The 14,109-nt window shown below is 59.3% G+C and carries 12 protein-coding genes; 8 read left to right on the forward strand and 4 right to left on the reverse strand.

Features of this window, described 5'->3' with window-relative positions; genetic code table 11:
• Positions 1-111: 111 nt before the first annotated feature.
• Complete coding sequence (locus LGH74_RS03925; protein WP_226172246.1) at positions 112-2,487, reverse strand: alpha-amylase family glycosyl hydrolase; 2,376 nt, start codon at positions 2,485-2,487, stop codon at positions 112-114.
• Positions 2,488-2,789: 302 nt separating this feature from the next.
• Here LGH74_RS03925 and LGH74_RS03930 point away from each other — a divergent pair, with 302 nt between their 5' ends.
• On the forward strand, positions 2,790-3,608 hold the full coding sequence (locus LGH74_RS03930) for a murein L,D-transpeptidase catalytic domain family protein (RefSeq protein ID WP_226172249.1): 819 nt from the start codon (positions 2,790-2,792) through the stop codon (positions 3,606-3,608).
• A gap of 81 nt (positions 3,609-3,689) precedes the next feature.
• Here the strand turns inward: LGH74_RS03930 and LGH74_RS03935 are convergent, their stop codons facing one another.
• The 3 genes from LGH74_RS03935 to LGH74_RS03945 form a co-directional block, all read right to left on the reverse strand.
• Positions 3,690-4,751 (reverse strand): Ldh family oxidoreductase, encoded by a 1,062-nt coding sequence (locus LGH74_RS03935; protein ID WP_226172251.1) that lies wholly within the window; start codon positions 4,749-4,751, stop codon positions 3,690-3,692.
• A 200-nt stretch (positions 4,752-4,951) separates the two neighbouring features.
• Positions 4,952-5,902, reverse strand: a complete 951-nt coding sequence (locus LGH74_RS03940) for a Ppx/GppA phosphatase family protein (RefSeq protein ID WP_226172254.1) — start codon at positions 5,900-5,902, stop codon at positions 4,952-4,954.
• A gap of 98 nt (positions 5,903-6,000) precedes the next feature.
• Positions 6,001-6,882, reverse strand: a complete 882-nt coding sequence (locus tag LGH74_RS03945) for a class I SAM-dependent methyltransferase (RefSeq protein ID WP_226172257.1) — start codon at positions 6,880-6,882, stop codon at positions 6,001-6,003.
• A 148-nt stretch (positions 6,883-7,030) separates the two neighbouring features.
• Between LGH74_RS03945 and LGH74_RS03950 the strand changes: the two genes are divergently transcribed.
• The 7 genes from LGH74_RS03950 (at position 7,031) to LGH74_RS03980 (ending at position 14,094) form a co-directional block, all read left to right on the forward strand.
• The gene (locus LGH74_RS03950) at positions 7,031-7,522 is read left to right on the forward strand and encodes a DinB family protein (RefSeq protein WP_226172259.1); all 492 of its coding nucleotides are present in this window, start codon (positions 7,031-7,033) and stop codon (positions 7,520-7,522) included.
• Between the two features lie 61 nt (positions 7,523-7,583).
• Entirely contained in the window at positions 7,584-8,384 is an 801-nt protein-coding gene (gene dapF, locus LGH74_RS03955; RefSeq protein WP_226172262.1) for a diaminopimelate epimerase, read from the forward strand.
• A 71-nt stretch (positions 8,385-8,455) separates the two neighbouring features.
• The gene (locus LGH74_RS03960; RefSeq protein WP_226172264.1) at positions 8,456-8,986 is read left to right on the forward strand and encodes a GNAT family N-acetyltransferase; all 531 of its coding nucleotides are present in this window, start codon (positions 8,456-8,458) and stop codon (positions 8,984-8,986) included.
• A gap of 188 nt (positions 8,987-9,174) precedes the next feature.
• Entirely contained in the window at positions 9,175-10,404 is a 1,230-nt protein-coding gene (locus LGH74_RS03965) for a glycosyltransferase family 1 protein (RefSeq protein WP_226172266.1), read from the forward strand.
• Positions 10,405-10,479: 75 nt separating this feature from the next.
• Entirely contained in the window at positions 10,480-11,655 is a 1,176-nt protein-coding gene (gene glf, locus LGH74_RS03970) for a UDP-galactopyranose mutase (RefSeq protein ID WP_226172268.1), read from the forward strand.
• A gap of 195 nt (positions 11,656-11,850) precedes the next feature.
• Positions 11,851-13,158: a family 1 glycosylhydrolase gene (locus LGH74_RS03975; protein ID WP_226172281.1), complete on the forward strand. Its 1,308-nt coding sequence runs from the start codon at positions 11,851-11,853 to the stop codon at positions 13,156-13,158.
• 3 nt (positions 13,159-13,161) lie between these two features.
• Positions 13,162-14,094, forward strand: coding sequence for an SDR family oxidoreductase (locus tag LGH74_RS03980; RefSeq protein WP_226172283.1), 933 nt, complete (start codon positions 13,162-13,164; stop codon positions 14,092-14,094).
• The last annotated feature ends 15 nt before the right edge of the window (positions 14,095-14,109 follow it).

Genomic DNA, 14,109 nt, shown 5'->3' on the forward strand with positions numbered 1-14,109 from the left:
AACGTCAGCACGTGAGATTCCGCGCGGGGCTCGGAATGTTGTTCTTGCAAAACAGAAAAAGGCCCCGCCGAGAACCGGCGGGGCCTTTTTTACTATCCAGAGTGGGCTGTTTTACTTCAGCACCAGTTTCTGGGTGAGGCCAAACTCCGCTACCGATAGCTGGTAAATACCAGTCGGCAGGGTCTTTTGCGGCACCAGGTGAATCTGGTTGGAGCCGCTGTAGAGTCGCACGCTTTCCTGATGCACGAGGCGGCCCGTTACGTCGAACAGGCGCACGGTAGCCGACTGCTCGGCCGTGGTTTGGAGCACAAATTCGATTCGCTCAGCCGTAGTTGGGTTCGGGAAAAGCTGCATTTCGGCTTTAGCCGGCGCCGCTATGGCTGCTGGGGCGGCGGTAGCAGACGTAGCCCGGGCCGTCATCGAGCCGCTTACCACTGTGGGGGCCGTATAGGTCGCCTTCACGAAAGCACGCTGGGCGGGGTTGGTAGCCACGGCGTTTTTGGCCTTCAGCGTAATCCAGCCGGCGGTGGTGGGCGTGTAGGTGCCCGTGAGCGTGCCGGTGCCGGTTTTGCTGCTCACCAGCGTACCGGCAGTGTTGTAGAGGGCCACGGTCAGGCTGCGGGTGGCGTCGGTGGGGAAGAGGGTGTAGGTGATGGCCTTATTGGCATCGGCGTAGATGCGGCCGGCTGTGCGCAGGGCCGTAGAGCTGGCCGGCAGTTGGCCGCCTTGCTGCAACGAGCGGGAATCACTGTCGCCGAGGTCATCGGCCAACTCCCATTCCTGCGAGGTAGCCATGGCAGCCCGCACATAGTTGGTACCGATGCCCACCGGGGCCCACACCGAGTAGCCGCGCCGGCCACCGGCGGCCGTGCCGTTGCAGGGCGGCGTATTGATGGCCACGGTCTGGGAGCCGCTCACCGTTACGGTAGCCGTGCCATTAGCCCCGGAATAGTCCTTGAGTACGGTGCCGGGCGCAAAATCACAGGATACGGTGCTGTTCTGCCAGGCCGAGAAATTGTCGTTGATGCCGATGATGGCCTTGGTGCTGCGCTCAATCACGAGGTGGTCGGCGGCCTGCCAGCGCACTTTGTAGGCCCCATCCTTGAAGCGCAGATTCTGGTGGCACCAGATCAGGTTTTCGAGGTCGGAGCGTACCGGAAGGTCGGTGGTGCTTTTGGGGCTATGCGAGTAGCGCTTGCCGGTGTTGCCCACGTTAAACAGGTCTTCGAAGAAAATTTGGGGTGAGCCATCCACGGCCAGCGCGGCGGCATAGGTAGGCGAAAGGCGCGGGTCGAACGGGTCGATGTGGGGAGCCAACTCCGAGCCAGTATTCCAGCCGGTATAGTCGCCGGTGCTGCTCACCTGGGGCCGGAACGTGTCGTGGTTGTTCACGAACGGCACCGTGCGGTGCACATACTGCCCGTTGATGAGTACCGTGCGGGTGCCCTGCTGATAGCCTGGCAGCGTACCCAGGTCGAAGTTACCGCCGCCGCTGACGATGCTGTAGAGGCCGTTGCGCAGCGAGAAGTCGAAGGTGCCCGAGCGGCTTTGCACGGCCGAAACCCACGAGTCCATCTGACTGCTGGAGCCTACCCATTCGCCCACGGCGTACATCGTGGCCGTGCCGTTGGCCCAGCCGGCGTTGCTTTGCAGGTTATAGAGGAAATCCTCCATGGCGAAGTCAGGGAAATGCTTCACCGCATCGAGCCGCACGCCGTCGAAGCCCACCTGCTTTTTGTACCAGATTAGCCAACTGCGTGTGTTATTGCGCATGTAGTCGGCGCTTTGGGCCGGGTTGAAGGTGGCATTGGAGCTGGTGCCGTACGAGCCGTTGTAGTAGCTCACATCGGGCCCGAAGTACACGGCGTTCCAGTCGCCGGAGGTGGAGTTATTGCCGGGGTTGGGGTTGAAGTTCTGCCAGTTTTTGGAGAAGCGGCCGTTGCGGGCCAGGTAGTTAGCGGCGGTTTCGTCGGTGGCGGGCTTGGTGTAGCTCACGTACCGGAAGTTCTTGTACCGGCCGGTCGTGTAGTCGTCCCAGGCGGCCGGATCTACGCCGCCCTGGCCGGCCGCCGAGCCGGCATTGTCCACGTGGTTGAGCACAATATCCTGCACTACCTCGATGCCATTGGCGTGCAGAATGGCTACGCCGCGCAGCAACTCATCCTTGGTGCCGAGCCGGGTGGGCAAAAACCCTTTCTGGTATTTATCCCCGAGGTCGTAGTTGTCGAACGGGGAATAGCCGTTGCCCTGGTTGCCGTTCTTGATGGACGGCGGCATCCAGACCGCGTCAATGCCCATAGCCTTGAGGCGCGGAGCCAGATCGGCAATGTAGTTGGCCCAGCCATTGGGGTAGTTGGTGTTCCAGTAGTCCCACCAGAAGCCTTGCAAAACGACTTTCTGGGCGCGGACCGGGTTGCCGGTCAGCAGCAGGAATAGGGAAAGTGCGACCAGCAGCCAACGGCTGGGTCGGGGAGTAGAGTTGTACATCTGTACTGTGGGAATTGGGTTGGTAAAGGGAGCGGGATGGAATCTATTACTTGCGTAGTTTATTCCGGTAGTAAGGTAGCGGGTTGTTGTAATAAACCAATATATGATACTGGTTAAAAAATTTGGGGCTTCTGCAAGAGCCCAGTGAAAGCCCAAATGGGAATTAATTGAATATCGACATTGTTGGATATGCTGCGACCCGATACTTTGCACCATCGGCGCGGCTTTCACGTATAGTCTTTATACAAGGCCTTAGCCTTGTATAAAGACTATATTTTGATAACTGAAACTGATAAGCGCGAATGGAAAAGCCAAGTGTAACCCAGCGTAAGCGACTAAAAATCCGGGCCCGTCGACTGACGCGCCGGGTGCTGCCGTTTGTGGCTTCGTTGTTTATGGCTACTCCGCTGGCCGCGCCCGTGGCGCGCACTTCCGCCGCCGGCATGGAAACCAAGATGCCCTCGGCCAAAGCACTGCAGAGCGCCTTTTTCGACCAGCGCCTGCACGACCTCTACCGCGACCTGCAGGTAGAGCAGCAGGGCCTGCGCTACGAGGTGTTTGAAAAGGCCGTAACGGGTTATTTCAATCTCAAAAACGAGAATAAGCTCAACGATAAGCAGCTGCTCACCGTCATCGACTTCGACCTGCCCTCCACCGAAAAGCGTCTTTGGGTGCTCGATCTGGCCAGTAAGCAGGTGGTATTTCATACGCTGGTAGCGCATGGTCACAACTCGGGCGAAAACGTGGCGACCAACTTCTCTAACGAGAATGAGTCGAACATGAGCAGCCTGGGCTTCTATGTTACGCAGGCCGAATACGTGGGTAAGCACGGACGCTCCCTGAAGCTGAACGGCGTAGATGAAGGCTACAATGATAATGCCCTCATGCGTTCCGTGGTCATGCACGGCGCCGACTACGTGAGTGAGGAATTCATCAAGCAGAATGGCCGCCTGGGCCGCAGCCTCGGTTGCCCCGCGCTGCCCATGGACCAGTATGCTGAAATCATTGACACGGTTGGCAACGGTACCTGCCTGTTCCTAAATGGTAGCGACACTTCGTACTCGTCGAAGTACCTGAACGAGGACGTGGCCATGAATACGCTGCTGACTACCAACAGCTAGACTGATTTTGGCATAATTGAAAAAGGCCACCCGCGCGAGCAGGTGGCCTTTTTTGTTGCTGGCACTTTCAGCGTTACGGCCTTACAGCTTCACGCCGAACTTCTGGCCGACGCTTTCCAGGTCCTTAATTACCGGGTCGAGCAGGGGAATGCCTTCCAGCAGCCGGTGCTGGGACATGATGCGCTCCGGGTCGCCGGGAATGATTACCTGCTTGCCTTCCACGGCCTGGGCACTGCGGAACGTGCTGATCCAATTGTCCATATGGGCCTTGAACTCGGCGGCGGGCCGGAAAGCATCTACGCGCATAGCCCCGAAGAAATGGCCGATACCCTGGCCCACGGGGTCGGCGGGAGGCTGCAGGAAGGCCACGAACGGCGGCACCCACGGCCCATAATTGGCCCCGGAGAGTACCGCCGAGAAAATATCGACGATGCTGCCCAGGCAGTAGCCTTTGTGGGAGCCGGTTTCGCCACCCAGCGGTAGCAGGGCGCCACCGTTTTTCACGGCGTTGGCATCGGTCGAGCCGCTGCCGTCGGCGTTCTGCACCCAACCCTCGGGCACCGGCAACTGCTTACGCTGGGCAATTTCGAGCTTACCGTTAGCGGCAGTAGTGGTGGCAAAGTCGGCCACAAAATCGGGCTGCTCCCCGGCCGGAATGGCTACCGCAATAGGGTTGGTGCCCAAGAGGCGGTCTAGGGAATAAGTAGGGGCTACCAGGGGGCTGGCATTGGTCATGGCCATGCCAATCATGTCGTGGGCCAGGGCCTTCATGGCGTGGTAGCCGGCAATGCCGAAGTGGTTGGAATTCTTTACCGATACCCAGCCGGTACCGGCCACGCGGGCTTTTTCCAGGGCAATGTTCATGGCCTTGGGTGCTACCACCAACCCCAGGCCCCCGTCGCCATCTACTACGGCCGTACTGGGCGTTTCGTATACCACGCCCACCCGGGGAGTGGCATTGATGCGGCCCGCTTCCCAGAGCCGCACGTAGCCGATAAGCCGGGCTACGCCGTGCGAGTCGATGCCGCGCAGATCGGCCGACAGTAGCGCCTCGGTGGCCAGCGTGGCATCGTCGGGAGGGCAGCCCATGCTCAGGAACACGGACTCGGTGAAGGTGAAAAGCTGGTTGTAGGGAAAGGTCATTGGGGGGAGGTTGGGCAGAGTAAAAAGAACGTCATGCTTGATCTGACGGCAGCTTGCCGAATCATGTCTACCGCTTCGTTGCAATAATTTTGGTTACTACTACGGTAAAGATTCAGGATGGCAGACGGAACAATGTCAGCACGCGAGATGTCGCGCGCTGCTCGACATGACGTCTAAGGGCATGACGGTTAAATAAAAACTTACTGGGCCAGCATTTCCTGCAGCAGACCTTCTTTCAGGGCGTAGGCTGAGGCGCGGATGTGCAGGAAATCGTAGGTTTTGAGCACGAAGTCAATCAGCACGCAGGCCACCACAATCATGTCGGCGCGCATGGGCGTCATGCCGGGCATGGCCAGGCGCTGCTCGTGGGTGCTGTGCAGCAGCTGGTGGTAGCTCTGGTAGAAGCTGTCGAGCGAAATCGGGGTTTCGGGCGGCAGGTTGTTGCCGCGGGGATGCCCGTCGCGGGCGGCCTGCAGGTCGCCGAGGGTATCGAAAGTACCGGAGGCGCCCACCAGGGCCGATGGGCGGAAGTGCTGCACGGCCGCAGTAAGGGCCGTGAGCTTACCGGTCAGGTAGTGCTGCAACTCGCGCACGTCATCGGTGGAGAGCGGGTCGTGGTGGAAAAACTGGTCGAGCAGGCGCTGGGCTCCGATTTCGAAGCTCTGCTTCCAGAAAATTGTTTCCTGATTGGCCACAATGAACTCCACGCTGCCCCCACCAATATCCATTATCAAATGGGCCTGCTCGCCCAGCGGTACGGCCTGACGCACGCCCTGGCAAATCAGCTCGGCCTCCCGGGCCCCGGGAATAATTTCGACCCGGATGCCGGTCTGCTCGAAAATGTCGCGCACTAGGGCGGGGCCGTTGTTAGCATTGCGCACGGCGCTGGTGGCCGTGGCCCGCACTTCCGTTACCTGGTGCAGCTCTATTTCCTCCTGAAAAGCGGCCAGCGTGTGCAGGGCGCGGGCATAGGCTTCCGTCGCAATTTCACCCTTGCTGATACCGTCTTCGCCCAGCCGCACGCCCACCTTGGTCCGGAGTAGCACCACCGGCTCGGGGTGGCGGGCTTCGGGCAATTCTACGATCATCAGATGAAACGTATTGGTGCCCATATCAATCAGAGCCAGGCGTCGGTGACGAGGATTGGTCATTGGTTTTTAGTTATTGGTTTCTGGTTTTTCGTCACGTTGGTAAGTTCGGTTGATAAGCGGAGCCAAAAACCAACAACCATCAACAAAAAACCAACAACTCAGTTGGCGAAGCGGCAAAACGTGCCCAGCGGCAGCTTGCGCTGACCCCGGTCGTGGAGGTAGATTTCCCCAATTTCGCGGGTGGCGTGCTGCTGCGGAAAGATTTGTGTCACCAGGTTGTCCAGAATCAGGGCCGAGAAGCCTAACGAATACAGGTTAATCAGGAAGAAGTGGTCTTCGGGGTCGAGCAGCTGCCGGCAGAGCTTGAGCATCTCGTTCAATTCATCTTCCAGCTGCCATTTCTCACCATTGGGGCCGCGGCCGTAAGCGGGCGGGTCCAGGATGAGGCCCTGGTACTTGTTGCCGCGCTTTACTTCGCGCTGCACGTACTTCATGGCGTCTTCCACCAGCCACCGCACCCCGTCGAGGTTCGAGGCTTCCATGTTGTCGCGGGCCCAGAAGTTGACCTGCTTCACCGAGTCGAGGTGGGTTACGTCGGCCCCGCCGGCGCGGGCGGCCAGCGTGGCGGCCCCGGTGTAGGCAAACAGGTTCAGCACGCGCGGCACGGCGGCTTTGCGCTTTTTGGTTTGCTCGTAGATAAACTGCCAGTTAGGGTCCTGCTCCGGAAACAGGCCGACGTGCTTGAACGACGACATGCCCAGCCGAAACCGTAGCTTGAGGCCTTCCTGCCCGTAATTGATGATCCACTGCTCGGGCGTGCCGGGCTTTATTTTCCACTGCCCACGCTCCTGGCTGCCTTTTTCGCGGGTGAAAGTAGCATTGGCGCGCTGCCACTCACTGGCCGGCAGGTGCGGGTCCCAGATGGCCTGTGGCTCGGGGCGGGCCAGGATGTGCTTGCCAAATCGTTCGAGTTTTTCGAAGTTGCCCGAGTCGATGAGCTCGTAATCCGGCCAGTTGCCGGTGGTCAGAAAAGAATACATACAGATACAGCTGAAGGGCCGCGCCGCGGCCCGCCAAAGGTAGGGCTTCCGGCTTGAACGATGGTGGTGCCGAGAGCAGCAGGCCGCTGAAGTGGACGCCAGCAGTGAGTTTCTACCCTATCCACACATTTTTACCCCCACCTGTGCCATGACCGAACTCCACCGAATCCAAGACCAGCTTACCCGCGCCTTCAACGGCGAGGCGTGGTCGGGACCCTCACTGCTGGCTACGCTGGAGCCCGTGGCGGCGGGCCAGGCGGCAGCCCGCCCGCTGCCCCAGGCCCACAGCATCTGGGAAATAGTGCTCCACCTCACCACCTGGACCAACGTGGTGCGGCAGCGCGTGGCTACCCGGCAGAGCCAGCCCGTGCCCGATACCGTTGACTGGCCCGCCCAACCTGCTGCCCCCGATGAAGCGCAGTGGCAGCAGGCCCTGGCGCAGCTGCGCGCGGCCCACGAGCTATTATTGACGGACGTAGCGGCGTTGAACGACGACGCTCTAGAGGAGCCGATAGGGGAGGAGGCCGGCAGTGAACCAGGCCGCGCCAACACGGTTTATGTACTGCTGCACGGCCTGGCGCAGCACAACCTCTACCACGCCGGCCAGATTGCTCTGCTGCGTAAAGCCGCCGGAAATTAAACCCACTTGCATTGCCGCTCCCGCTCCAACCTTTCCTCCCATCTTTGCACCTATTATGACCATGACGACCACGCTTACTTTCCATAAATACCAGGGCACCGGCAACGACTTCGTGATGCTCGACGACCGAGCCCGCACTTTCGATGAGCACGACAACCGCCTCGTGCGCCACCTTTGCGACCGGCGCCTGGGCATTGGGGCCGACGGCCTGATTCTGCTGCGCAACCACCCCGAGTACGACTTCGAGATGGTGTATTTCAACGCCGATGGCTTCGTGGGCTCGATGTGCGGCAACGGGGGGCGCTGCACGGTGGCGTTTGCCAAATACCTAGGCGTAATGCAGGAAAAAACCCGCTTTCAGGCGGCCGACGGCTTGCACGAAGCCCACGTAGATGCCCAGGGCCTGGTGCACCTGCGGATGCAGGACGTGCACGGGCAGCAGGAAGTGGAAGGCCACGGCGTGTTTCTGGATACCGGCTCGCCCCACCTCATCCGCTTCCTGCCCACTAGCTCTCTGGTTGATTTGAACGTATTTGCCGAGGGCCGGGCTATTCGCTACAGTGAGCTGTTCCGCGAAAAAGGCACCAACGTCAACTTCGTGGAAACGCCGGTGGCCGCCGACCAGCCCTGGCAGGTGCGCACCTACGAGCGGGGTGTGGAAGACGAAACTTTCTCCTGCGGCACGGGCGTCACGGCGGTGGCTCTGGCGGCTTCGCGGCGCGGCGCGGCCAGCCCGGTGCACCTGCGCACCCGTGGCGGCGACCTATACGTGGCCTTCGACGCCAACCCCGACGGCTCCTTCTCCAACGTGTACCTGAGCGGCCCGGCCGTGCGGGTGTTCGGTGGTACTATCGAGGTTTAAGCTTCTTTTTCGGGTTCCGGCGGGCTTGTATGATAAGCCCGCCGGAACCATTATTTCTATAATGCCACCTGATGCTGCAAGCCGGAAACGTGACGCTGCGGGCCCTGGAAGAGTCGGACCTGGAGTTTCTGTACGCGCTGGAAAACGACCCTGGCATCTGGGGTGTGTCCGACACGCTGGCTCCGGTTTCGCGCTTCGCCCTGCGCCAGTACCTGCAGCACGCCACTGCCGATTTTTACGAAGTGCGGCAGTTGCGGCTGGTTATCTGCGCCGATGGTCGGGCCGTCGGTACATTGGACTTATTCAACTTTGAGCCCCTGCACCAGCGGGCCGGAGTAGGCATTACCATTCTGGCTGCTGAGCGTAAGCTCGGCTATGCGGCGCAGGCACTGGCTTTGTTGCTGCCCTACGCCCGCCATACGCTGCGCCTGCACCAATTGTACTGTACCGTGGCCAGTGACAATGAGGCCAGTTTGCGGCTGTTTCAGCAGGCCGGTTTTGCGGTAGTGGGCGTGCGTAAGGACTGGCTGCGCAAAGATTTTTTCTGGCAGGATGCCATAGAACTGCAATGCCTGCTGATCGAAAAGAAGGCTGGCAGCTAACAGGTTAGCAATTAGGTCGAAAGAGCGGTAATTACTAGTGTTGAGCTTGTCCGGCCAGCGGTCCTTAACCGCGTCCAGCCGGGCTGTATCCTTTTTCCGGGGTACTTCGTAGAATACATAAGCCGCGGAAAGCAGGGTTGTGCCGAAAGCTTTCCGCAGCTATATCTACCTCTTCTAGCTTCTTTGATATGCCGCTCTCTACTCCGGCGGAGGCACCCTCGCGCGCTTCTTCCGCTACCACTACCACCACTTCCGATTCTGCTCGTTCTACTTTCTCCTACTCGCTGCCCGACTTCGTGTGCTTCGCGCACCTGCACTGGGATTTTGTGTGGCAGCGTCCCCAACACCTATTGTCGCGCTTTGCCCAGCACGGCCGCGTATTCTACGTCGAAGAGCCCTTTATTCACCACGACCAGACGGCGCCGGAGTTTGCGCATTTTGAAGTAAAAGAGCGCCAGAACGGCGTGAAAGTGCTGGTAGCCCACTTGCCCGCCGGCTTATCGGAAACTGAGTCGGATGAATTGCAGGCTAAGCTACTCACGAAGTATTTTGCCGAGAATAGCATCAATCAATACGTTTTCTGGTACTATACCCCGATGGCGCTCAGCAAGTCGCGCCACCTCACGCCGGCCCTCACCGTGTACGACTGCATGGACGAGCTGGCGGCCTTCAAATTTGCCCCACCCAAGCTGCGGGAGCTAGAGCAGGAGCTGTTCAAAAAGGCCGATTTGGTATATACCGGCGGCCAAAGCCTCTATGAAGCCAAAAGCCTGCAGCACCAGGATGCCCACTCGTTTCCGAGCAGCATCGACAAAGACCACTTCGGCCAGGCCCGCACTGCGCTGCCCGAACCTAAGGACCAAGCCGGCATTGCTCATCCCCGGGTTGGCTTTTTTGGGGTAGTTGATGAACGGCTGGATATCGAGTTGCTGGGCCAGTTGGCCGAGGCCCATCCCGAGTGGCAATTCGTCATTATTGGTCCCGTCGTCAAGATTGATGCTGCTACGTTGCCCCGTTTCAAGAACATCCATTATCTGGGTGGAAAAGAGTACAAGGAACTCCCGGCATATTTATGTGGTTGGGATGTAGCCACGCTGCTCTTCGCCGACAACGAAAGCACGAAGTTTATCTCACCCACCAAGACGCCCGAATACCTCGCGGCCGGTAAACCAGTGGTGAGTACGCCCATCCGTGACGTGGTACGGCCCTACGGCGACCTGAGCCTGGTTCAGATTGCGGCTACGGCTGATGAGTTCGGGCAGGCTATTGCTAAGGCGCTGGTGCAAAAGGACGATGCCGACTGGCGCGCCCGCACCGACGAGTACTTGGCCACCATTTCCTGGGACCTGACTTGGCAGCGCATGACTGAGCTTATGCAGGACCGCCTGAAGCTCAAGTCACAAGCTCAACCGAACTGAGGACCGCCCGCATCCGTATTGCCACTACCTATTCTTTCCATAACCGCACATTTCAGCCACCAAGACACCAGCCCTATGTTTGACTATCTCATCGTTGGAGCCGGATTTGCCGGCAGCGTGCTAGCCGAGCGGCTGGCTACTCGTTCAAATAAAAAAGTGCTTATCCTGGATAAGCGCAGCCATATTGCCGGCAATGCCTACGACCACTACAACGAGGACGGCATTCTGGTGCACAAGTATGGTCCGCATATTTTCCATACTAACTCGAAGGACGTATTCGAATACCTCTCCAATTTCACTGACTGGCGCCCCTACGAGCACCGCGTGCTGGCTTCCGTGGACGGGCAGATGGTGCCGATGCCCATCAACCTCGATACTATCAACAAGCTCTATGGCCTGAGCCTGAACAGCTTTGAGGTAGAGCAGTTTCTGGAGTCGCTGGCCGAGCAGGTACCCGTTATCAAGACCTCGGAAGACGTGGTAGTGAGCAAGGTAGGCCGAGAGCTGTACGAGAAATTCTTCCGCAACTATACCCGCAAGCAGTGGGGCATGGATCCCTCGGAGCTGGATAAGTCGGTGACGAGCCGCGTGCCCACCCGCACCAACCGCGACGACCGGTACTTTACCGATACCTACCAAGCTATGCCGCTGCATGGCTATACCCGCATGTTTGAGCGTATGCTGGACCATCCCAACATCAGCATCATGCTGAATACGGACTACCACGACGTTATCGACTTCATTCCTTTCAAGGAAATCATCTTTACCGGCCCGGTCGACGAGTATTTCGACTTCAAGTTCGGTAAGCTGCCCTACCGCTCCCTGGAGTTCAAGCACGAAACGCTGAACACCGAGAAGTTCCTGGCTGCTCCCGTCGTGAATTACCCCAACGAGCATCTCTACACCCGCATTACGGAGTTTAAGGCCCTCACCGGCCAGCAGCACCCCAAAACCAGCGTGGTGTATGAGTACCCGAAAGCCGAGGGCGACCCATACTACCCAATTCCGCGCCTCGAAAACGCGGAGCTGTACAACAAGTACAAAAAGCTGGCCGACGAAACGCCCAATGTACACTTCGTAGGCCGCCTGGCTACGTATAAGTACTACAATATGGACCAAGTAGTAGCCCAGGCCTTGACGTTGTACAAAAAGCTCACCGACAAAGCCGAAAAAGTGGCCGACAAGCCTTCCATCACCGGCTCGGCTTCCATCATGGAGAAGCTCGTACCGCGTGACCCGGCCAAAGAGTAACCCGTAAATACGCCGACGGAAGTCGGCCGCAGGTACACTGTCATCCTGCGCAGCCAAGCAGTTGCTTCGGATGTTCTGACTCACCTCAGCGCCCGAATCGAACTGTGGAGCTGCGCAGGATGACAGTCCTGTTTTCTGCCCGCCTCACCTGAACACTAGGCTAGGCTGGCTATCCGACCACGAACCGCAGTTGTGATGGAGAAAGTAGACGTATGGGGCGGAATTGAGTGTACCATCCGCCGGGTGGGCAACGGCTATTCCGACCAGCTAGTGAGCAGTGGCCACCGCACCCGCATAGATGACCTGAACCTATTTGCCGAGTTGGGTATCCGGAAGCTGCGCTACCCCGTACTCTGGGAGCAGGTGGCCCCCGACAGCCTCGACATCCCCGACTGGACCTGGACCGATGCCCGCATGGCGCGCCTGCGGGAGGTGGGCATCGACCCCATTGTGACGCTGCTGCACCACGGCAGCGGGCCGCGCTACACAGCCCTCCACAAAAAGAACTTCGTAGCTGGCTTAGCCCGTTTTGCCCGCATGGTGGCCGAGCGTTACCCCTGGGTGAAACACTATACGCCCGTGAACGAGCCTCTGACTACGGCCCGCTTCAGTGGCCTCTATGGCATCTGGTACCCGCATGCGCTGGACGATAAAACCTTCGTCCGGATTCAGCTCAACCATATCAAAGGCACGCGGGCCGCTATGCGGGCCATTCGGGAAGTAACGCCCGATGCCTTGCTGGTGCAAACCGAGGACTTGGGCAAAACCCACTGCACGCCCCAGCTGGCTGGTCAGGCCGAGTTTGAAAATAACCGGCGCTGGCTCACCTTCGATTTGCTGTGCGGCCGGCTCAACCAGCAACACCCGCTGTGGGACTACCTGCGCGACAATGGCGCTTCGGCCGCCGAGTTGTTGAATCTGGTGAAAACGCCCTGCCCGCCGGATATTATGGGCATTAACCACTACGTGACCAGTGAGCGGTTTTTGGACGACAGCACCCAGCACTTTCCTGGGCACCACCTGTGCCGCAGCGCCGAACGGGTCGACTATGCCGACGTGGAAGCCGTGCGGGTGCGCCTGGTGCAGTTGACTGGCCTACACAACCTGCTGCTCGAAGCCTGGAACCGCTACCAGCTGCCGTTGGCCGTAACCGAAGTGCACCTCGACTGTACCCGCGAAGAGCAGATGCGCTGGGTGCAATATGCCTGGGACGCGGCCACTCAGCTCCGGCAGGAAGGCGTAGATATGCGCGCCATTACCATCTGGTCGTTGCTCGGGGCCTACGACTGGAACAGCCTGCTCACCCAGGAAGGAGCCTTCTACGAAAGCGGCGTATTTGATATGCGCAGCGGCCAGCCCCGCAAGACGGCCTTGTTCAAAATGGTCAAAAGTCTGGCTACTACCGGGCAGTACAACCACCCGCTGCTCCAAACCAAAGGCTGGTGGGAGCGAAACGACCGTTTTCGCTACCACCACCATTGTCCCACTTCCAAGTCTTCCTGAGCTATGCAGATTCTTACTTCCAGTAACCTGAATACGGGGCCGGTTCAGCCCACGATTCAACCCTTGCTCATTACCGGCGCCAACGGCACGCTGGGCCAGGCCTTCCGGCGTATCTGCGCCATTCGTGGCATCGAAACTGTAGTCCTGGGCCGGCAGGAACTCGATATTACCGACCCGCTGGCGGTAGAACGGGCCCTGACGCAGTATAATCCCTGGGCCGTGGTAAACGCGGCCGGCTATGTGAAAGTAGACGAAGCCGAAAAGGATTTTGCCCGCTGTTACCGCGAAAATACTACCGGCCCGGCCATTCTGGCCGCTGCCTGCGCCTACCGTGACGTTCATTTCCTCACGTTTTCCTCCGACCTGGTTTTCGACGGCCGCAAATCGACTGCTTATGTGGAAACCGACCTACCCCGGCCTCTGAACGTGTATGGCAACAGCAAGCGCCTAGCCGAGCGAGAGGTGCTGCAGTGTATGCCCAAAGCGTTGGTGGTACGCACCAGCGCCTTTTTTAGTCCCTGGGATGAGTACAACTTCGTGTATTACGCACTGAAAGCCGGCTACCAGAATCACCCCTTCGAAGCTGCCGACAACGTGCTGATTTCGCCGACTTTCGTACCCGACCTGGTCAACGTGTCGCTCGACCTGCTCATTGATGAAGAGTGCGGCGTGTGGCACCTAGCCAACCAGGGTTCCTACACCTGGGCCGAGCTGGCACGGCTGGCCGCCGACATAGGCGGGCTGGATACTGCCTTTGTGGTGCCCAAGCCTATGCACACCTTTGGCCTGGCCGCCGACCGGCCCGTGTACAGCGTGCTGGAGAGCCAGCAGGGCAATCTGCTGCCCAGCGTAGAGCATCGGCTGCACGGCTGCGTGGGCGAAATGATGCACGCGCTGCGTACTACGCCGGATGAGCCGATGGCCGTAGCCTCCTAACGCGCCGGTTCCGCC

Origin of the sequence: Hymenobacter lucidus (assembly GCF_020447265.1) — a bacterium.
In the GTDB taxonomy this organism is placed as follows: Bacteria; Bacteroidota; Bacteroidia; order Cytophagales; family Hymenobacteraceae; genus Hymenobacter; species Hymenobacter lucidus.

Excerpts from the sequence above, each read along its gene's own strand:
- LGH74_RS03935 (WP_226172251.1), bottom strand. The coding sequence starts at position 4,751 with ATGACCTTTCCCTACAACCAGCTTTTCACCTTCACCGAGTCCGTGTTC.
- LGH74_RS03945 (WP_226172257.1), bottom strand. The coding sequence starts at position 6,882 with ATGTATTCTTTTCTGACCACCGGCAACTGGCCGGATTACGAGCTCATC.
- LGH74_RS03940 (WP_226172254.1), bottom strand. The coding sequence starts at position 5,902 with ATGACCAATCCTCGTCACCGACGCCTGGCTCTGATTGATATGGGCACC.
- glf (WP_226172268.1), top strand. The coding sequence starts at position 10,480 with ATGTTTGACTATCTCATCGTTGGAGCCGGATTTGCCGGCAGCGTGCTA.
- LGH74_RS03980 (WP_226172283.1), top strand. The coding sequence starts at position 13,162 with ATGCAGATTCTTACTTCCAGTAACCTGAATACGGGGCCGGTTCAGCCC.
- LGH74_RS03930 (WP_226172249.1), top strand. The coding sequence starts at position 2,790 with ATGGAAAAGCCAAGTGTAACCCAGCGTAAGCGACTAAAAATCCGGGCC.
- LGH74_RS03965 (WP_226172266.1), top strand. The coding sequence starts at position 9,175 with ATGCCGCTCTCTACTCCGGCGGAGGCACCCTCGCGCGCTTCTTCCGCT.
- LGH74_RS03925 (WP_226172246.1), bottom strand. The coding sequence starts at position 2,487 with ATGTACAACTCTACTCCCCGACCCAGCCGTTGGCTGCTGGTCGCACTT.
- LGH74_RS03950 (WP_226172259.1), top strand. The coding sequence starts at position 7,031 with ATGACCGAACTCCACCGAATCCAAGACCAGCTTACCCGCGCCTTCAAC.
- LGH74_RS03960 (WP_226172264.1), top strand. The coding sequence starts at position 8,456 with ATGCTGCAAGCCGGAAACGTGACGCTGCGGGCCCTGGAAGAGTCGGAC.
- LGH74_RS03975 (WP_226172281.1), top strand. The coding sequence starts at position 11,851 with ATGGAGAAAGTAGACGTATGGGGCGGAATTGAGTGTACCATCCGCCGG.
- dapF (WP_226172262.1), top strand. The coding sequence starts at position 7,584 with ATGACGACCACGCTTACTTTCCATAAATACCAGGGCACCGGCAACGAC.